The organism is Streptomyces sp. NPDC054047 (assembly GCF_055585065.1).
Genome location: NZ_JBVJKV010000001.1, coordinates 1345895 through 1363255 on the forward strand (window position 1 = coordinate 1345895; position 17361 = coordinate 1363255).

22 protein-coding genes, 1 tRNA gene and 2 riboswitches are annotated in these 17361 nt (G+C 69.7%); of the genes, 7 read left to right on the forward strand and 16 right to left on the reverse strand.

Annotation, left to right across the window (positions count from 1 at the left end; translation table 11 throughout):
• Positions 1–14 precede the first annotated feature (14 nt).
• The 3 genes from ACZ6ZP_RS06050 to ACZ6ZP_RS06060 all read right to left on the reverse strand — a co-directional run bounded on the left by ACZ6ZP_RS06050 (position 15) and on the right by ACZ6ZP_RS06060 (position 1280).
• Entirely contained in the window at positions 15–335 is a 321-nt protein-coding gene (locus ACZ6ZP_RS06050) for a DMT family transporter (RefSeq protein WP_249589693.1), read from the reverse strand.
• Between the two features lie 49 nt (positions 336–384).
• Positions 385–454: riboswitch (guanidine-III (ykkC-III) riboswitch) on the reverse strand.
• 73 nt (positions 455–527) lie between these two features.
• Positions 528–884, reverse strand: a complete 357-nt coding sequence (locus ACZ6ZP_RS06055) for a co-chaperone GroES (protein WP_160505256.1) — start codon at positions 882–884, stop codon at positions 528–530.
• A gap of 66 nt (positions 885–950) precedes the next feature.
• Positions 951–1280 (reverse strand): DUF3618 domain-containing protein, encoded by a 330-nt coding sequence (locus tag ACZ6ZP_RS06060; RefSeq protein ID WP_351164762.1) that lies wholly within the window; start codon positions 1278–1280, stop codon positions 951–953.
• Positions 1281–1436: 156 nt separating this feature from the next.
• On the opposite strand from ACZ6ZP_RS06060, the gene bcp reads away from it, so the two are divergent.
• From bcp to ACZ6ZP_RS06075, 3 genes are all read left to right on the forward strand, one after another.
• Positions 1437–1904: a thioredoxin-dependent thiol peroxidase gene (gene bcp, locus ACZ6ZP_RS06065; protein ID WP_469405675.1), complete on the forward strand. Its 468-nt coding sequence runs from the start codon at positions 1437–1439 to the stop codon at positions 1902–1904.
• A 132-nt stretch (positions 1905–2036) separates the two neighbouring features.
• The gene (gene proP / locus ACZ6ZP_RS06070; RefSeq protein WP_351164765.1) at positions 2037–3533 is read left to right on the forward strand and encodes a glycine betaine/L-proline transporter ProP; all 1497 of its coding nucleotides are present in this window, start codon (positions 2037–2039) and stop codon (positions 3531–3533) included.
• Positions 3534–3580: 47 nt separating this feature from the next.
• A tRNA-Leu gene (locus ACZ6ZP_RS06075) sits at positions 3581–3664 on the forward strand.
• Between the two features lie 107 nt (positions 3665–3771).
• On the opposite strand, the gene rdgB is transcribed toward ACZ6ZP_RS06075, so the two are convergent.
• The 5 genes from rdgB to ACZ6ZP_RS06100 form a co-directional block, all read right to left on the reverse strand.
• Positions 3772–4383, reverse strand: a complete 612-nt coding sequence (gene rdgB, locus ACZ6ZP_RS06080; protein WP_351164766.1) for an RdgB/HAM1 family non-canonical purine NTP pyrophosphatase — start codon at positions 4381–4383, stop codon at positions 3772–3774.
• A 70-nt stretch (positions 4384–4453) separates the two neighbouring features.
• Positions 4454–4849 carry a hypothetical protein gene (locus tag ACZ6ZP_RS06085; RefSeq protein ID WP_351164768.1) on the reverse strand — a complete coding sequence of 132 codons (396 nt, stop codon included), beginning with the start codon at positions 4847–4849 and terminating at the stop codon, positions 4454–4456.
• 165 nt (positions 4850–5014) lie between these two features.
• Positions 5015–5401 (reverse strand): hypothetical protein, encoded by a 387-nt coding sequence (locus tag ACZ6ZP_RS06090; protein WP_361470785.1) that lies wholly within the window; start codon positions 5399–5401, stop codon positions 5015–5017.
• A 133-nt stretch (positions 5402–5534) separates the two neighbouring features.
• Complete coding sequence (rph, locus tag ACZ6ZP_RS06095; protein ID WP_351164771.1) at positions 5535–6275, reverse strand: ribonuclease PH; 741 nt, start codon at positions 6273–6275, stop codon at positions 5535–5537.
• Positions 6276–6386: 111 nt separating this feature from the next.
• On the reverse strand, positions 6387–6620 hold the full coding sequence (locus ACZ6ZP_RS06100) for a PTS sugar transporter subunit IIB (RefSeq protein WP_351164772.1): 234 nt from the start codon (positions 6618–6620) through the stop codon (positions 6387–6389).
• 223 nt (positions 6621–6843) lie between these two features.
• On the opposite strand from ACZ6ZP_RS06100, the gene ACZ6ZP_RS06105 reads away from it, so the two are divergent.
• The 3 genes from ACZ6ZP_RS06105 to ACZ6ZP_RS06115 all read left to right on the forward strand — a co-directional run bounded on the left by ACZ6ZP_RS06105 (position 6844) and on the right by ACZ6ZP_RS06115 (position 10733).
• Entirely contained in the window at positions 6844–8157 is a 1314-nt protein-coding gene (locus ACZ6ZP_RS06105; protein WP_351164773.1) for a PTS transporter subunit EIIC, read from the forward strand.
• 266 nt (positions 8158–8423) lie between these two features.
• Positions 8424–9689 carry a PTS transporter subunit EIIC gene (locus tag ACZ6ZP_RS06110; RefSeq protein WP_351164774.1) on the forward strand — a complete coding sequence of 422 codons (1266 nt, stop codon included), beginning with the start codon at positions 8424–8426 and terminating at the stop codon, positions 9687–9689.
• Between the two features lie 105 nt (positions 9690–9794).
• A complete protein-coding gene (locus tag ACZ6ZP_RS06115) occupies positions 9795–10733 on the forward strand; it encodes a DUF7916 family protein (RefSeq protein WP_366463791.1) in 939 nt (312 codons plus the stop codon).
• On the opposite strand, the gene ACZ6ZP_RS06120 is transcribed toward ACZ6ZP_RS06115, so the two are convergent.
• On the reverse strand, positions 10730–11482 hold the full coding sequence (locus ACZ6ZP_RS06120) for an MBL fold metallo-hydrolase (RefSeq protein ID WP_351164778.1): 753 nt from the start codon (positions 11480–11482) through the stop codon (positions 10730–10732). The two genes, ACZ6ZP_RS06115 and ACZ6ZP_RS06120, sit on opposite strands and share 4 nt — an antisense overlap.
• Before the next feature lie 224 nt (positions 11483–11706).
• On the opposite strand from ACZ6ZP_RS06120, the gene ACZ6ZP_RS06125 reads away from it, so the two are divergent.
• The gene (locus ACZ6ZP_RS06125) at positions 11707–12168 is read left to right on the forward strand and encodes a type II toxin-antitoxin system PemK/MazF family toxin (RefSeq protein ID WP_366463790.1); all 462 of its coding nucleotides are present in this window, start codon (positions 11707–11709) and stop codon (positions 12166–12168) included.
• A gap of 64 nt (positions 12169–12232) precedes the next feature.
• On the opposite strand, the gene ACZ6ZP_RS06130 is transcribed toward ACZ6ZP_RS06125, so the two are convergent.
• The 7 genes from ACZ6ZP_RS06130 to ACZ6ZP_RS06160 form a co-directional block, all read right to left on the reverse strand.
• The gene (locus ACZ6ZP_RS06130) at positions 12233–13186 is read right to left on the reverse strand and encodes a PLP-dependent cysteine synthase family protein (protein WP_351164780.1); all 954 of its coding nucleotides are present in this window, start codon (positions 13184–13186) and stop codon (positions 12233–12235) included.
• A 6-nt stretch (positions 13187–13192) separates the two neighbouring features.
• Entirely contained in the window at positions 13193–13471 is a 279-nt protein-coding gene (locus tag ACZ6ZP_RS06135; protein ID WP_351164782.1) for a MoaD/ThiS family protein, read from the reverse strand.
• Positions 13472–13609: 138 nt separating this feature from the next.
• Positions 13610–13711, reverse strand: a complete 102-nt coding sequence (locus tag ACZ6ZP_RS06140; RefSeq protein WP_336605789.1) for a putative leader peptide — start codon at positions 13709–13711, stop codon at positions 13610–13612.
• 69 nt (positions 13712–13780) lie between these two features.
• Positions 13781–14584 (reverse strand): ABC transporter ATP-binding protein, encoded by an 804-nt coding sequence (locus ACZ6ZP_RS06145; protein WP_351164784.1) that lies wholly within the window; start codon positions 14582–14584, stop codon positions 13781–13783.
• Positions 14581–15669 (reverse strand): FecCD family ABC transporter permease, encoded by a 1089-nt coding sequence (locus ACZ6ZP_RS06150; RefSeq protein ID WP_469405817.1) that lies wholly within the window; start codon positions 15667–15669, stop codon positions 14581–14583. Before ACZ6ZP_RS06150 ends, ACZ6ZP_RS06145 begins: the two co-directional genes overlap by 4 nt.
• Positions 15670–15773: 104 nt before the next feature.
• Positions 15774–16733: an ABC transporter substrate-binding protein gene (locus ACZ6ZP_RS06155; protein ID WP_469405677.1), complete on the reverse strand. Its 960-nt coding sequence runs from the start codon at positions 16731–16733 to the stop codon at positions 15774–15776.
• 44 nt (positions 16734–16777) lie between these two features.
• A riboswitch (cobalamin riboswitch) is annotated at positions 16778–16895 on the reverse strand.
• A gap of 1 nt (position 16896) precedes the next feature.
• The gene (locus ACZ6ZP_RS06160; RefSeq protein ID WP_361470773.1) at positions 16897–17319 is read right to left on the reverse strand and encodes a M67 family metallopeptidase; all 423 of its coding nucleotides are present in this window, start codon (positions 17317–17319) and stop codon (positions 16897–16899) included.
• Positions 17320–17361: the final 42 nt, after the last annotated feature.

Here is a 17361-nt window from a genome sequence, read left to right on the forward strand (position 1 = left end):
CCGGCGCCCCCGGGCTAGTGCCCCGAGGTCGCCTTCAGGCCCACGACGGCGACCAGCAGCAGCACGACGAAGAAGATCCGGGCGGCGGTGGCGGGCTCACCGAGCACCATCATTCCGACCACCGCCGCGCCGGCCGCACCGATGCCGACCCAGACGCCGTACGCCGTGCCGATGGGCAGCGTCTTGGCGGCGTGCGAGAGCAGCAGCATGCTCGCGACGATCCCGAGGCCGGTGAACACGCTCGGCCACAGCCGGGTGAACCCCTCGGTGAACTTCATCCCGATCGACCAGCCCACTTCGAGCAGACCGGCGACGATCAACAGAACCCAGGCCATGACGGCACCTCCGACAACGTAGGAACGCGAGATCGCGTTTCTTGATGGGGGTGCGTCGTCTTTTCCAAAACCCGGTACGGCGCGTCTCGTCGGGGTCCTTAAAAGGTAGCAAAGAACGCGCAAAAGGGGCTGGTGACGATGGTCACCAGCCCCTTCGCACGCTGGAGGGCCGCTCCAGCTCGCTACGGATCGCTACAGATACAGCCCGGTCGAGTCCTCGGAGCCCTCGAACCGGTCGGCGGCCACGGCGTGCAGGTCGCGCTCGCGCATCAGCACGTACGCCACGCCCCGCACCTCCACCTCGGCCCGGTCCTCGGGGTCGTACAGCACCCGGTCGCCCGGCTCCACCGCCCGCACGTTCTGCCCGACGGCGACGACCTCGGCCCAGGCCAGACGCCTGCCGACGGCGGCGGTCGCGGGGATCAGGATGCCGCCGCCCGACTTGCGCTCGCCCTCGGCGGTGTCCTGCCGCACGAGCACACGGTCGTGCAGCATCCGGATGGGCAGCTTGTCGTCGTGGGGGCTGTGTCCCTGGCTTTTGGCGCTCACGCCCCGAACCTACCTGCCGACACCGCGCCCGGACGATGCCGGGTCGGCCCTTCGTACGCCGCCGCGTCAGTCCCTGCGGCGCCGCGTGCCCACCGCGAGCAGCCCCACGAGACCCACGACCACCAGCGCCACCGGCACGATGCGCTCAAGGCGCGGCGCACCGTCCTCGCGCACCAGCTGGGCCCGCACGTCGGTCACCACGCGGTTCGCACCGACGTACGCCCGACCGAGGGAGTTGTCCACGGTGGCGACGACCTTGGCCTTCGCGTCACCGACGATCGTCTTCGGGTGGACCCGCACCCCGATCTCGTCGAGCGTCTCGGCGAGCGTCTCGCGACGGCGCTTGATGTCCGCCTCGATCTGCGCCGGGGTCCTGATATCCGACGTGTCCGACACCGCGCTGCCTCCGTGGTCGTGTCCGGCTGTCTGTTCCTTCTGTACGTGTCGCCGACAGTCTGTCAGCTCCAGGCGCGCCGCACCCCACGGCACCCCTATTACGCTCGACTCCGTCACCACACGTTTTACGAGCATCCTGTGCGAGGAGACCGAAAGATGAGCGAGCGACTCACCCCCGGCGACACGGCTCCGGCCTTCACCCTGCCGGACGCGGACGGCAACGAGGTCTCCCTGGCCGGCCACAAGGGCCGCAAGGTCATCGTCTACTTCTACCCGGCCGCCCTCACCCCCGGCTGCACCAAGCAGGCCTGCGACTTCACCGACAACCTCGACGTCCTGGCGAGCGCGGGCTACGACGTCATCGGCGTGTCGCCCGACAAGCCGGAGAAGCTCGCGAAGTTCCGCGAGCAGGAGAACCTCAAGGTCACGCTGGTCGGCGACCCCTCCAAGGAGACCCTGGAGGCGTACGGCGCCTTCGGCGAGAAGAAGCTGTACGGCAAGACCGTGACCGGCGTCATCCGCTCCACGATCGTGGTCGACGAGGCGGGCAAGGTCGAGCACGCCTTCTACAACGTGAAGGCGACCGGCCACGTAGCCAAGATCATCAAGGACCTGGGGATCTGACCGCCCCTCCCCCGTTCAGCCGTTCCCCCGGCAACTGTGACGAAGGCCCCCTTCCCGGGGGCCTTCGTTTGCGTCGGCCATGTTCGAGCAAGTGATGCCAGGAGGATTGTTCGCAGAACGGAAGGACTACCCATGGCGGCCCACGACGAGGCAGAGGCCGATACCGAGGCGGTGAAGCGCCACCACCGGCTCTTCCGGGCCGGCAAACGGCGCTCGAATCCACCGCTGCGCCGCACGGACATCACGGTCACGGACGATGCGGCGGTCAAGCGGGCGGTCAAAGCCGCGTCCCTCGGCAATGCCATGGAATGGTTCGACTTCGGCATCTACAGCTACCTGGCCGTCACCATCGGCCACGTCTTCTTCCCTTCCGGGAACGACACGGTCCAGCTGATCTCGTCCTTCGCGACCTTCGCCGTCTCCTTCCTGGTGCGCCCCATCGGCGGCATGGTCTTCGGGCCGATGGGCGACAAGATCGGCCGCAAGAAGGTCCTCGCGCTCACGATGATCATGATGGCCATCGGCACCCTCGCCATCGGCCTGATCCCGTCGTACGCCACGATCGGCTTCTGGGCCCCGGTCCTGCTGATCTTCTTCCGTCTGGTCCAGGGCTTCTCCACCGGCGGTGAGTACGGCGGCGCGTCGACCTTCATCGCCGAGTACGCCCCCGACAAGCGCCGCGGCTACTTCGGCAGCTTCCTGGAGCTCGGCACCCTGGCCGGCTACACGGGCGCGGCGGGCCTGGTGCTGATCCTCAACACGGCCCTCGGCTCGGACGCCATGGAGTCGTGGGGCTGGCGCCTGCCGTTCCTCGTCGCGGGCCCGCTCGGCCTCGTCGGCCTCTACCTGCGGCTGCGGCTCGACGAGACGCCCGCGTTCCAGAAGATGGAGGACGCCACCTTCCACTCGGCGTCCGAGGGCGCGTCCACCGTGGAGACCACGGCCAAGGGCGACCTCGCGAAGATCTTCCGCAACCACTGGGCCACGCTGATCCTCTGCATCGCCCTGGTCGGCGCGTACAACGTCACCGACTACATGCTCCTGTCCTACATGCCGACGTACCTCTCGGACGAGCTCGGCTACGACGACTCGCACGGCCTGCTGATCCTCATCGGCACGATGATCGTCCTGATGCTGATCATCAGTCAGGTGGGCAAGCTGTCCGACCGCTTCGGCCGCAAGCCGCTCCTGATGACGGGCATGGTCGGCTTCCTGGTCCTGTCCATCCCGTCGTTCCTCCTGATCAAGCAGGGCAGCCTGCTCGGGGTCTCCGCGGGCATGCTCCTCCTTGGCCTCTCCCTGGTCTGCCTCCTGGGCACCATGTCGGCGACGCTCCCGGCCCTGTTCCCGACCTCGGTCCGCTACGGCTCCCTGTCGGTCGGCTACAACATCTCCGCGTCCCTCTTCGGCGGCACGGCCCCCTTGGTCATCACCTCCCTGATCAGCATCACGGGGACGGACATGATCCCGGCGTACTACTCGATGGCGGCGGCGCTGGTGGGCGTCATCGCGGTGGCCTGCATGAAGGAAACGGCCCAGCAGCCCCTGGCGGGCTCGCCCCCGTCGGTGGAGACGAAGGAGGAGGCGGCGGAGATGGTGGAAGCGGCGGCTCCGACTCCACGCTTCTGACGCCGGGTCCACCGCGCGGGCGTGGCCCATTACGATGGGCCACGCACGCGGCCGTGGTGGAACTGGCAGTCACGCTGGGTTTAGGTCCCAGTGGGGTAACTCCCGTGAGGGTTCGAGTCCCTCCGGCCGCACGACCTGCCGAAGGGCGCCCGTCTCGACGACGGGCGCCCTTCGTATGTGCTGTGTCGTGCTGTGCTGTGTCGTGCCGTGCGGCCGTGCGGTGTCGTGCGGTGGGCCCTCAGCGCCGGCCGAGCAGCTCCCGTACCACCGGCACCAGCGCCCGGAACGCCTTGCCGCGGTGGCTGATCGCGTTCTTTTCCGCCGCGGACAGCTCCGCGCACGTGCGCGTCTCGCCCTCCGGCTGGAGGATCGGGTCGTAGCCGAAGCCTCCTGTGCCCGCCGGGGTGTGGCGCAGTACGCCCCTCAGCTGTCCCTCCACCACCCTCTCCGTGCCGTCCGGCAGTGCCAGGGCCGCGGCGCAGGCGAAGTGGGCGCCTCGGTGGGTGTCGGCGTCGATGTCGCCGAGCTGGGCGAGGAGCAGGTTCAGGTTCGCGGTGTCGTCGCCGTGGCGGCCTGCCCAGCGGGCGGAGAAGATGCCGGGGGCGCCGCCGAGGACGTCGACACAGAGGCCGGAGTCGTCGGCGACCGCGGGGAGGCCGGTGGCCTTGGCCAGGGCGTGGGCCTTGAGGAGGGCGTTCTCGGCGAAGGTGACGCCGGTTTCCCTGACGTCGGGGATCTCGGGGTAGGCGTCCGCGCCGACGAGGTCATGGGTGAGGCCTGCGTCGGCGAGGATCGCCTTGAGTTCCGTGATCTTGCCGGCGTTGCGGGTGGCGAGGATGAGGCGGGTCATGACGACCAGTATCCGGGCTGCCCGCGACGGCCGCGGCCCGCGGGCACCATGGCCCGCGTGCCACCAAGCGCTACGGCGTGCAGACCTTCGTCAGTTCGCCTGCCGCGTCCGTGATCGGGCTGAGGTCGGGCGTCGCGTCGCCCTTCTCGACCGACGCGCGGACGTTGGAGACCGCCTTGTCGAGGTCGTCGACTGCCTTGTTCACGTCGGCGTTGTCGGTCTTGTCGCCGATCTCGTCGATGTTCTTGTCGATGTTGTCGAGTGCCTCGTCCGCCTGCGTGGGGTCGTCGCCCGCCTTCTCGACGGCCTGCTGGAGGTCGGTGACGCTGTCGGCGATGGCGTCCGCCGTCTGGACGCAGTCGAGCGCCTTGTTGACGGCGTCGCAGCCGACGAGGCCGATGCCCGCCGGTACGGCGATCAGAACGGCGGTGACTGCGGTGGCGATACGGCGGTGGCGCGCGGCCATGGTTCGGTCCCTCCCCAGGGGGTACGGACGGGCGCACGGCTTGGCCCGCGCGCCCGTACTCGTTAGAACGCCCCTAAGGGGCCTGACGGTTGCTTGTTGTGCGGCTCGGCTTGGCTCGGTCAAGGCGGGACGGGCTCCACCATCGGCCCGCGTACGCCGGTGTTCCTACGGGGTGCACGCTTTGGTGACCTTGCCGCCCGCGTCCAGGACGGGGCTGAGGTCGGGTGTCCTGTCACCGCCGTCGACCGCCGCCTCGACGTTGTCCACGGCTTCCTTCATCTTGTCGACGGCCTCGCGCACGTCCTCGTCGTCGTTCTTGTCGCGGATCTCGTCGAGGTCGGACTTGATGTTGTCGAAGGTCTTGTCGATGTTGCCCGGGTAGAGGGCCGCCTCCTGGGCGGCCTTGCGTATCGCGTCGGCACTGTCGGAGACCGCGGCGGCCGCTCGTACGCAGTCCACGGCGTCCTTTGGATCGCAGGCGGCGAGGCCGAGCGCTCCAGGGACGACGAGCAAGGTGATGGCGATGGCGGGACGACGGTGACGCGCGGCCATTTGGTGAAGCCCTCCCCGGCGAGCGGCCGGGCGCGCGGCTTGGCCCGCGCGCCCGTCGTACTCGATACAACGCTCCCAGGGTGGGCGACGGTTGACCGGCCGTCCGGCCAACTGGCGGCATGAACCGCGTAATTCAGCCGTTCTGGACCGTGGATTCCAAGGCTTGGCGCTGGAGGGCGGCGAGTTCCTCGCAGCCGCCGACCGCGAGGTCGAGCAGCGCGTTCAGTTCCTTGCGGTCGAAGGGCTCGGCCTCGGCGGTGCCCTGGACCTCGACGAAGCGGCCGTCGCCGGTGCAGACGACGTTCATGTCGGTGTCGGCCTTCACGTCCTCCTCGTAGCGCAGGTCGAGGAGCGGTACGCCGCCGACGATGCCGACGGAGACGGCGGAGACGGTGTCGGTGAGGGGCTTGCGGCCCGCCTTGACGAGCTTCTTGCCCTGGGCCCAGGCGACGGCGTCGGCCAACGCCACGTACGCGCCGGTGATCGCGGCCGTACGGGTGCCGCCGTCGGCCTGGAGGACGTCGCAGTCCAGGACGATGGTGTTCTCGCCGAGCGCCTTGTAGTCGATGACGGCGCGCAGGCTGCGGCCGATGAGGCGGGAGATCTCGTGCGTACGGCCGCCGATCTTGCCGCGGACGGATTCGCGGTCGCCGCGGGTGTTGGTGGAGCGCGGCAGCATCGAGTACTCGGCGGTGACCCAGCCTTCGCCGCTGCCCTTGCGCCAGCGCGGGACGCCTTCGGTGACGGAGGCGGTGCAGAAGACCTTGGTGTCGCCGAAGGAGATGAGGACGGAGCCCTCGGCGTGCTTGCTCCAGCCGCGCTCGATGGTGATCGGGCGGAGCTGTTCGGGGGTGCGGCCGTCGATTCGAGACATGACGCCGACCCTATCCGGTACGCGCGCAGGCCCCGTTCCGGTGACCGGAGCGGGGCCTGTACGTATGGCTGGGGGTTCGGGGCTAGGCCCCGGGTGCTGCGGTGCCGCTGCTCACATCATGTCTTCGATGTCGGCGGCGATCGGGTCGGCGTCGGTGCCGATGACGACCTGGATCGCGGTGCCCATCTTGACGACGCCGTGCGCGCCCGCGGCCTTCAGTGCGGCGTCGTCGACGAGGCTCGGGTCCTTGACCTCGGTGCGGAGGCGGGTGATGCAGCCCTCGACCTCTTCGATGTTCTCGATGCCGCCGAGCCCGGCGACGATCTTCTCAGCCTTGCTGGCCATGGTGTTCTCCCTGTTCTTAAAGGACGCGGCCTCACCACACCGTAGGCCCGCTTTGTCACGGTAGCGCACGGTTGGAGCATCTTCGCGGGCGGTTACGGCACTCGTACCCAATGATGACGATCAAGGTGCCATCCCTGTGGGGGCGGCGCCGCACCCGTTCCGCAACTGGTCTACACCAGTTTTCAACGACCGCCAAACCTGGCTTGTTCCGGAGGGGACGCCGATGAGTTCCGAAGCAGCAGCGGTGCCGCAGAAGAAGTGGTGGAACGGGCTTTTCCAGGGCCTCCAGAAGATGGGCCGCAGCCTCCAGCTCCCCATCGCCGTGCTGCCGGCCGCCGGCATCCTCAACCGCCTGGGCCAGCCGGACGTCTTCGGCGCCGACGGCCTCGGCTGGGACAACGTCGCCAAGGTCTTCGCTGCGGCGGGCGGTTCGCTCCTGGACTCCACCCTCGGCCTTCCCCTGCTGTTCTGCATCGGCGTCGCGATCGGCATGGCCAAGAAGTCGGACGGCTCCACGGCGCTCGCGGCGGTCGCGGGGTTCCTCGTCTACTACGCGGTGCTTCGCGCCTTCCCCGACGACTGCCCCGCGGACACCACCTTCGGGGCCGCGGGCATGTGGAGCGGGGTCTGCATCGCGCAGGACGGAACACCCGCGCAGGCCGCGTACCAGAACCCAGGGGTCTTCGGCGGCATCGTGATGGGCCTGCTCGCCGCGTGGTTCTGGCAGCGCTACCACCGCGTGAAGCTGGTCGACTGGCTCGGCTTCTTCAACGGCCGCCGCCTGGTGCCGATCATCATGGCCTTCGTCGGCCTGGTCTTCGCGGGCCTGTGCGTGTGGATCTGGCCGCCCATCGGTGACGGCCTGACCAGCTTCTCCAAGTGGCTCGTGGACCTCGGCTGGCTGGGCTCCGGAATCTTCGGCGTGGCCAACCGCGCGCTGCTCACGATCGGCCTGCACCAGTTCCTGAACACGTTCGTCTGGTTCCAGTTCGGCGACTTCACCAAGCCGGACGGCACGATCGTCCACGGTGACATCAACCGCTTCCTCGCGGGCGACCCGACGGCCGGCCAGTTCACCTCGGGCTTCTTCCCGATCATGATGTTCGCGCTGCCCGCGGCGGCCCTGGCGATCACCCACGCGGCACGGCCCGAGCGCCGCAAGGTGGTCGGCGGCATGATGCTCTCGGTCGGCCTGACGTCGTTCGTCACCGGCATCACCGAGCCGATCGAGTACTCGTTCCTGTTCATCGCGCCCCTGCTGTACGCGATCCACGCGGTCCTCACCGGTGTCTCCATGGCGGTCACCTGGGGCCTGGGGGTCAAGGACGGCTTCAGCTTCTCGGCGGGCCTGATCGACTACGTCATCAACTGGAGCCTGGCGACCAAACCCTGGCTGATCATCCCGATCGGGTTGGTCTTCGCGGTGGTGTACTACGCCCTGTTCAGCTTCGTGATCCGCAAGTTCGACCTGCCGACGCCGGGTCGCGAACCGGAAGAGGAAGCGGAAGCGCTGGACGCGGAGCAGACGAAGGCTTAGCGCCAGCAGGGGCGGAGCCCGCGCCCCCGTACGCGGTCACATGCGGAAGGCCCTCGGACCTCTGGTCCGGGGGTCTTTTGCCGTTCATTTCGCGTTATGGCCGACCCCACAGAACTCGTGGGTTCCTTACGTCACCTTCACCGTGCTACAACAGGTCTACACCACTAATTGGTGTAGACCACGCGGCTCTCGCCGCGGACCCCCGGAGACGCCGCCGTCCCGCTCTTCCCTGTCCCCAGGCGGCGCCTTGCCCACTGGAGGAAGTTGTGTCCACGGCCAGTGCCGCCCCCGCGGCAGACAAGAAGAAGGGCGCAGGCGCGATGGCTGTCATGCAGCGCATCGGCCGCAGCCTCATGCTGCCGGTCGCCGTGCTGCCCGCAGGCGCCCTGCTCATCCGCCTCGGCCAGCCCGACATGCTGGGCCGCGAGTCCTTCCCCGAGTTCATCACCAAGATCGCCACCTTCATGGCGGCCGGCGGCAGCGCGATCATCGACAACATGGCGCTGCTGTTCGCCGTGGGCATCGCGATCGGCTTCGCCAAGAAGTCGGACGGCTCGACCGCTCTCGCGGCCGTCACCGGCTACCTGGTCTTCCAGAAGGTGCTCGGCACCTTCACGGACAAGAACCTGCCGAAGGTCGCCACCGCCGTCGACGGCAAGGTCGTCATGGTGGACGCGCCCGTGGACGCCAAGGTCCTGGGCGGCGTGGTCATGGGCATAGTCGTGGCCCTGCTCTACCAGAAGTTCTACCGGACGAAGCTGCCCGACTGGGCGGGCTTCTTCGGCGGCCGCCGCCTGGTCCCGATCCTCTCCGCCTTCGCGGGTCTGTTCATCGGCATCATCTTCGGCTACATCTGGCCGGTCCTCGGCACGGGTCTGCACAACTTCGGTGAGTGGCTGGTCGGTTCGGGCGCGGTCGGCGCGGGCATCTTCGGTGTCGTCAACCGTGCGCTGATCCCGGTCGGCATGCACCACCTGCTGAACTCCTTCCCGTGGTTCCAGGCCGGTTCGTACGAGGGCAAGAGCGGCGACATCGCCCGCTTCCTCCAGGGCGACCCGTCCGCCGGACAGTTCATGACCGGCTTCTTCCCGATCATGATGTTCGCGCTCCCCGCGGCCTGCCTCGCGATCGTCCACTGTGCGCGCCCCGAGCGCCGCAAGGTCGTCGGCGGCATGATGTTCTCCCTCGCGCTCACCGCGTTCGTCACCGGCGTGACCGAGCCGATCGAGTTCACGTTCATGTTCATCGCCCCGGTGCTGTACGCGATCCACGCGGTGCTCACCGGTGTCTCCATGGCCCTCACCTGGTCGCTCGGCATGAAGGACGGCTTCGGCTTCTCGGCCGGCGCGATCGACTTCTTCCTCAACCTGGGCATCGCGACCAAGCCCTGGATGCTCGTGCTCGTCGGCCTCTGCTTCGCGGTGGTCTACTACGCGATCTTCCGCTTCGCGATCACCAAGTGGAACCTTCCGACGCCGGGCCGCGAGTCCGACGAGGAGCTCGCCGAGCTCCAGAAGGCCGAGGCGAAGTAGGCCCCGGCCGCACCTCACCTCAGCCTGACCTCAGGACGTAAGCCCCTCGCCATCGGTACCAACGGCGAGGGGCTTCGTCCTGCTCCGCGGCTTACGGTCGTAGACATGACCACCCCCCGGGCCACCCCCCGCATCCTCGACCTCGACCGCGACCACCTCGCCGCCCTCAGCGGCCGCGCCCTGACCGCGTCGGTCGCCGCGGCCGAGGGGCGCACCATGGTCGGCGAGGTCTTCGCCGACCGGGCGGCGCTCGTCCCGATGCCCGGCATGCCCGGTGTGCACAACGCCGAGCTGGTGGCGGCCTTCGGCGCCGACATCGTCGTACTGAACCTGATCGAGCGGGCCTGGGACGGCGAACGGCTCGATCTGCCGGGCCTTGGCACATTCGCCTCCATCTCCGAGCTCGCCGCCTTCATCGGGCGGCCCGTCGGCATCAATCTGGAGCCCGGCGACGTCCCCGAGATCCGCCGCGCCAAGCCCGAGTACGCCAGACGGCTCATCGACATGGGCGCGGCGATGCTCTGCCTGACGGCGAATCCGGGGACGGGCGGTTCGTACGAAGGTCTGGCGCGGGTCACGGAGGAGCTGAGGCAGGGCCTCGGTGACGACGTCGCGCTCTGGAGCGGCAAGATGCACCACGCCGGTCACCCGGAGCGGGTCACCGCCGCCCGGCTCACCTCGCTCGTGGACGCGGGCGCGGACGGCGTCGTCATGCCGCTGCCCGGGACGCTGCCCGGAGTCACCAAGGAGCTGGCTGCCGACGCGGTGGCCGCGGTGCAGGACGCGGGGGCGATCGTGATGGGGGCGATCGGCACCAGCCAGGAGGGCAGCCACGCGAACGTCGTGCCGCAGCTGGCCCTAAACGCGAAGGAAGTGGGCGTCGACGCCCACCACTTCGGGGACTCCTACCTGCCGGGCATGTGCGACCCGGAGGTCATGTACGCCTACTCGGTCGCGATCCGCGGCCGCCGCCACACCTGGAACAGGATGGCGCTCGGCGGCCGCGGCACGAGGCGCCGGATCGCTGGATCGCCGGACCGCTAGATCTCGTAGCTGCGGCCGGGCGCGGCGAGTTCGGCCGGGCCGTCGTACACCGTCCGTGCGTCCGCCAGGTTCGCCTGGGGGTCCGTCCACGGCGGGATGTGGGTGAGGAGCAGGCGCGCGGCGCTCGCGCGCTGGGCGGACTCACCCGCCTCACGGCCGTTGAGGTGCAGGTCGGGGATGTTCTCCTTGCCGTGCGTGAAGGCCGCTTCGCAGAGGAACAGGTCGGTGTCGGCGGCCAGTTCGTCGAGCGCGCCGCACACTCCGGTGTCTCCCGAGTACGTGAGGGACTTGCCCCCGTGCTCGACCCGGATGGCGTACGCCTCGACCGGGTGGCGCATCTTCTCCGTGCGGACCGAGAACGGGCCGATGTCGAACGCGGCCGGCTTCACGGTGTGGAAGTCGAAGACCTCGCTCATCGAGGAGGCCGATGGGGTGTCGGCGTACGCGGTGGTCAGGCGCTGTTCGGTGCCCTCGGGTCCGTAGACCGGGATGGGGGCGCAGCGGCCGCCGTCGTGCCGGTAGTAGCGCGCCACGAAATAGGCGCACATGTCGATGCAGTGGTCGGCGTGCAGATGGCTGAGGAAGATCGCGTCGATGTCGTAGAGACCGACATGGCGCTGCAACTCGCCCAGGGCACCATTGCCCATGTCGAGAAGCAGCCGGAAGCCGTCGGCCTCGACGAGGTAGCTCGAGCAGGCCGAGTCCGCGGACGGAAACGACCCCGAGCAGCCGACGACGGTGAGCTTCATGGAGCGGAAACCTCCGGGGGCGAAACGGGGGTTGTGCGGGGGCCTTGCGGGGGCTCGCGAAGGGCCTTGGGGGAGGCTCCTCGAGGAGTGCTGCGATCCGTCGAGCGTAAGGCGCAAAAGGTCCGGTCGCTCCTCCGTCGTGGGCCGTTGTGGGAGAACTCACCTGCGGTGTCACCGGTTCGGGGGGCGCGCGGGGCGGGGTGCGCGCCGGTACCGTCTGCGGTATGGATACGTCGTGGTGGCTCGCGCTGGCCGCTGTCGTGGTGCTCGCGATGGTCGCCGCGGTGGTGGACGGCCGGGGGCGCAGCGACCGCGGACCCCGGGGTCGGACGACCCGGCCGCCGGGCCGTCCTCGCGGGCCGCGCCGCAGGCTGCCCGCGCCCAAGCCGGCGGAGATCTGGTGGGCGAAGGTGCCCTACGAGGACGGTCCTGGCGAGAAGGACAGGCCCTGTCTCGTGCTGTCCGTGCGGGGCGAGAGCGCGGTCGTCGCGAAGATCACCAGCAAGTACCACGACGAGCGGGCCGGGGTGATCCCGCTGCCGCCCGGGTCGGTGGGGGACGCGCGGGGGCGGCCCAGCTTCCTGGAGACGGACGAGCTGCGGGACGTGCCGGTGTGGGAGTTCCGCCGGCGGGCGGGGATCGTCGATCCGGCGCTGTGGGACCAGGTGCGGTACCTGGCGGGTTGAGCAGTAAGAACGCCGGACGGGCTGGAGATCTCCAGCCCGTCCGGCGTTGGGTCCGTCTCCGATCTCAGGCCCAGAGCTGGCCCTGAAGCGTTTCGATGGCCGCCTCGGTCGTCGTCGCCGTGTAGACGCCCGTCGACAGGTACTTCCAGCCGCCGTCGGCGACCACGAAGACGATGTCGGCGGACTCCCCCGCGGCCACCGCCTTCTTGCCCACGCCGATCGCCGCGTGCAGCGCGGCCCCGGTGGAGACCCCGGCGAAGATGCCCTCCTGCTGGAGCAGCTCGCGGGTGCGCGTCACCGCGTCCGCCGAGCCGACCGAGAAGCGGGTGGTCAGGACGGACGCGTCGTACAGCTCGGGGACGAAGCCCTCGTCGAGGTTCCGCAGGCCGTACACGAGGTCGTCGTAGCGGGGCTCCGCGGCGACGATCTTGATGTCCGGCTTCTGCTCGCGCAGGAAGCGGCCCACGCCCATGAGCGTGCCCGTGGTGCCAAGGCCCGCCACGAAGTGGGTGACGGAGGGGAGGTCCGCGAGGATCTCGGGGCCGGTCGTCGCGTAGTGGGCGCCCGCGTTGTCCGGGTTGCCGTACTGGTAGAGCATCACCCAGTCCGGGTGCTCGGCCGCCAGCTCCTTGGCCACGCGTACGGCCGTGTTGGAGCCGCCCGCCGCCGGGGACGGGATGATCTCCGCGCCCCACATGGCGAGGAGCTCACGCCGCTCCTGCGAGGTGTTCTCCGGCATGACGCAGACGATGCGGTAGCCCTTGAGCTTGGCCGCCATCGCCAGCGAGATGCCGGTGTTGCCGGACGTCGGCTCCAGGATCGTGCAGCCGGGCGTCAACCGCCCGTCCTTCTCCGCCTGTTCGACCATGTGCAGCGCCGGGCGGTCCTTGATGGAACCGGTCGGGTTCCGGTCCTCCAGCTTCGCCCAGATCCGGACGTCGTCGGAGGGGGACAGGCGCGGCAGGCGGACGAGGGGCGTGTTGCCCACGGCCGCCAGCGGGGAGTCGTAGCGAGGCATCCGCGATCAGACCATGCCGCCGGCCACGGCCGGGAGGATCGTGACGTTGTCGCCGTCCGTGAGTTTGGTGGAGATGCCGTCCAGGAAGCGGACGTCCTCGTCGTTCAGGTACACGTTCACGAAGCGGCGCAGCTTGTCGCCGTCCACGATGCGCTCGGCGATGCCCGCGTGCCGCGAGTCGAGGTCGGCGAAGAGCTCGGCGAGGTTGTCCCCGCTGCCCTCGACGGCCTTGGCGCCGTCGGTGTAGGTGCGGAGGATGGTCGGGATGCGGACCTCGATGGCCATGGCTGGGAGCTCCTGTCGGGAGAAGTCACGTGGGTGGGCGCGCGGCGGCCCGGTGGTGCGGGTGCGTCAGTGCGAGTGCGCAAGGCGGTGCGATGCGCGGAGGTGGCGCCGCGGCTCACGGCCGTACGGCGGCGGCTGTCAGCGCGAACAGATCGCGCTGGAAAGCCTGCACAAATCGACGTGCAGACGCGCAACGAGCAGCATGCCCGGCATCTTGTCGCTCACGTCGTGGGGAACCATGCGGTCATCGTATCGATTCCCGGTCCGGGTTCTGGAATGTGATCTCGCATGGTGGACGGATTACGTCCATCACGTGGATGACGGGAGCTTCGGGGCAGCTGAGGGCAGGTACGTCACCGTGGGTGCGCCGGTGGCCGGATGCACCGCGACCTCCGCCGTCACCCCGTACACCTCGGCGAGGAGCTCGCTGGTCAGGACCTCCTTCGGGGGGCCTGAGGCGACCAGGCGGCCGGCCTCGAGCACGTACAGGCGATCGCAGTAGTAGGCCGCCAGATTGAGGTCGTGCAGGGCCAGGAGATTCGTCGTGCCGAGGTCGCGGACCAGGGAGAGGATCTCCAGCTGGTAGCGGATGTCCAGGTGGTTGGTCGGCTCGTCCAGGACGAGGACCGCGGGCTCCTGGACCAGGGCCCTCGCCACCAGCGCCCGCTGGCGTTCGCCGCCGGAGAGCCCGGCGAAGGCGCGGTGGGCCAGATCCGCGGCGCCGACCCGCTCCAGGGCCTCGTCGACCAGGACGTCGTCCCGCGCGGTGTCCGCCTCCCAGAAGCGCTTGTGCGGGGAGCGGCCCATGGCGACGATCTGCCGGACGGTGAGCTCGAAGCCGGTGTGCCCGTCCTGCGGGACGGTGGCGATGCGGCGGGCGCGGTCCTTGGCCGAGCGGGCGGCGAGGTCGTCGCCGTCCAGGAGCACGCGGCCGCCGGTGGGCGTGAGGGTGCCGTAGACGCAGCGCAGGAGGGTGGTCTTGCCGCTGCCGTTGGGGCCGACGAGGCCGATGGTCTCGCCGCGGGCGGCGTGCAGGGTGACGTCGTCGACGAGGGTTCTGCCGTCCACGACGTAGGTGAGGGACTCGGTGCCGAGTACGGCCGGGCTGCTCATGCGGTCGCCTCCGTACGGTTCCTGCGCAGCATCCACAGGAAGAAGGGGCCGCCGGTCAGCGCCGTCAGGACGCCGACCGGGATGTCCTGCGGGGCGGCGACCGTGCGCGCGGCGAGGTCGGCGGCCACCAGGAACACCGCGCCCATCAGGGCCACCACCGGCAGGAGCGCCCGGTGCGCGGCGCCGACCAGCATCCGGGCCGCGTGCGGCACCATCAGGCCGACGAAGCCGATGGCTCCGCTGTACGCGACGAGTACGCCGGTCAGGAGCGAGGCGAGGACGAAGACGGCGGCGCGGAAGCGGGCCGTGTCCAGGCCGAGGACGGTGGCGCCCTCCTCCCCCACCAGGAGCAGGTCGAGCGGGCGGGCCAGGGCGACGAGCAGCGCCGTGCCCACGATCAGGGCGGCGCCGGGCAGGGCGAGCATGTCCCAGCGGGCGCTGCCGAGACCGCCGAGGGTCCAGTACAGGACCTCCTTCAGGTGGTCCGTGCTGTCGGCCATGATCAGGATCAGGCTGGTCAGGGCGGAGAGGATGTACGAGATGGCCACCCCGGCCAGGATCAGCCGGCCGGTGGCGAAGCCTCCGCCGCCGGACCTGGCCAGGGTGTAGACGACGAGCAGGGAGAGCAGCGCGCCGGCGAAGGCGGCGGCCGGAAGGGTGACGGTGGTGGCCAGCCCCGCGCCCAGGCCGAAGACACTGCCGAGGACGATGACGGCGACGGCTCCCGCGGAGGCACCGGAGGAGACGCCGAGCAGGAACGGATCGGCCAGCGGGTTCCTCACCAGGGCCTGCAGGACGGTGCCGATGACGGCGAGCCCGGCGCCTACGGCTGCGCCGAGCAGCACCCTGGGGAGTCGCACGTCCAGCACGATGGTGCGGAACGGGGAGGGCTGCGCGCCGCCCGTCAGGATCTGAAGGACGTCGGCCGTGGGTATGCGGACCGAGCCCAGCGCGAGACCCGCGACGACTGCCGCCGCGAGGGCTGCGCAGAGCGCCGCTATGACTGTCGTGTAGCGCAGCCGTCCGCGGGTCGGTGTGATCCTGGCGGGGCCTTCCCCAACCCCGCCCCTTCCCGGCTGTGACATGTGCGGCTCCGCCGCGGGCCGCTCCGGCGCGGGGGCCTTGGTCGCCGTCATCACCGGCTCCGCCGAGTTCGTCCTCAAACGCCGGACGGGCTGAATCCGCCCCCTCACAGCTGGTCCGCCAGCTTCTTCACCGCCCCCGGTGCCCGCACCCCCGCCACCGTGTCCGACAGGGGCAGGACCGCGAAGCGCTGGTGCTTGACGGCGGGGACGTCCGCGAGGACCGGGTCGTCCAGGAGGCGCTTCTTCTTCTGGGCGACCGTCGTGCCGCCGTAGTCGAGGATCACGATCACCTCGGGCTTGCGGTCGACCACCGACTCCCAGGACGCGTCGCCGAAGGACTTGTCCAGGTCGGCGAAGACGTTGCGGCCGCCGGCCCGCTCGATGATGTCGTTGCCGATGCCCCGGCCGCCCGCCGTGAACGCGGTCTTGTCGCCGCTGTCGTAGACGAAGACCGGGATCGGCTTCCTGGACTTCGACTTCGCTTCCGTCGCGGCCAGTTCGCGCTTGGCCGCGCCCACCCACTCGTCCGCCCGCTGCCGCACGCCGAACGTGCTGCCGACCTCGCGGACCTCCTGGTAGACGTCGTCCATCGACACGGCCCGCTTCGCGCAGCCCTCGACGTTGAGGCGGCTCTCGATGCCGGACTTCGCCAGTGCCTTGCGGCTGCGGCCCTCGCCCGCCTGGAAGGCGCTCGCGTAGCCGCCGTAGACGAAGTCGGGGTCGGCGGCCAGGAGCTTCTCGTACGAGGGGTATTCCTTGGCGAGGACGGGGGTGTCCGCGTACGCCTTCGCGTACTTCGGCAGGACCTTGTCGTCCAGGTATGCCGTGCCCGCGATGCGGTCCTTCAGGCCCAGCTCCAGCATCACTTCCGTGACGTGCTGGTTCATCGTGACGGCGCGCTTCGGCGGTGCTTCGTACGTCGTCTTCACGCCACAGTTGGTGACCGTGTACGGGAAGCCCCGCCTCTTGGCCTGCGGCTTCGCGTCGGTGCCGTCGGAGGACGAACACGCGGCGAGCGGGACCAGCAGCGCCGCGGCGACAAACACGCGTAGGGGACGGGACATGGCTGAGCTGCCTCCTCCAGGGGATTCCGCGTCCCCTGCGTCGTGGGAGAAGAAGGCGGCAGGTCAGTTCCTGACTGCCCCGCCCGCGAAGGGTGGGGTCACAGTGGCGGGACCGTGCCGGATTCGCACCGGCTTCCTGGGTCCTGCCGCCTCAAGGTGAAGCTCAGTATGCCTGGACGACCTTCACCTCTTCTTCGGTGACCTCGCCCTCGACGATCCGGAAGGAGCGGAACTGGAACTCGCCCGCGTCGTCGGCGTCGGCCGTGGAGACCAGGACGTAGTGGGCGCCCGGCTCGTTCGCGTACGTGATGTCCGTGCGCGAGGGGTACGCCTCGGTCGCCGTGTGCGAGTGGTAGACGATCACCGGCTCCTCGTCGCGGTCGTCCATCTCGCGGTAGAGCTTGAGCAGGTCACCCGAGTCGAACTCGTAGAACGTGGGCGAGCGGGCCGCGTTCAGCATCGGGATGAAGCGCTCGGGGCGGCCGGTGCCCTCCGGGCCCGCGACCACACCGCAGGCCTCGTCGGGGTGGTCCTGGCGCGCGTGCGCGACGATCTGGTCGTGGAGGGCCTGGGTCAGGGTCAGCATGGCAGCCAGGATAAGCAGAAGGGCCCGCCCGTACCGAAGGAT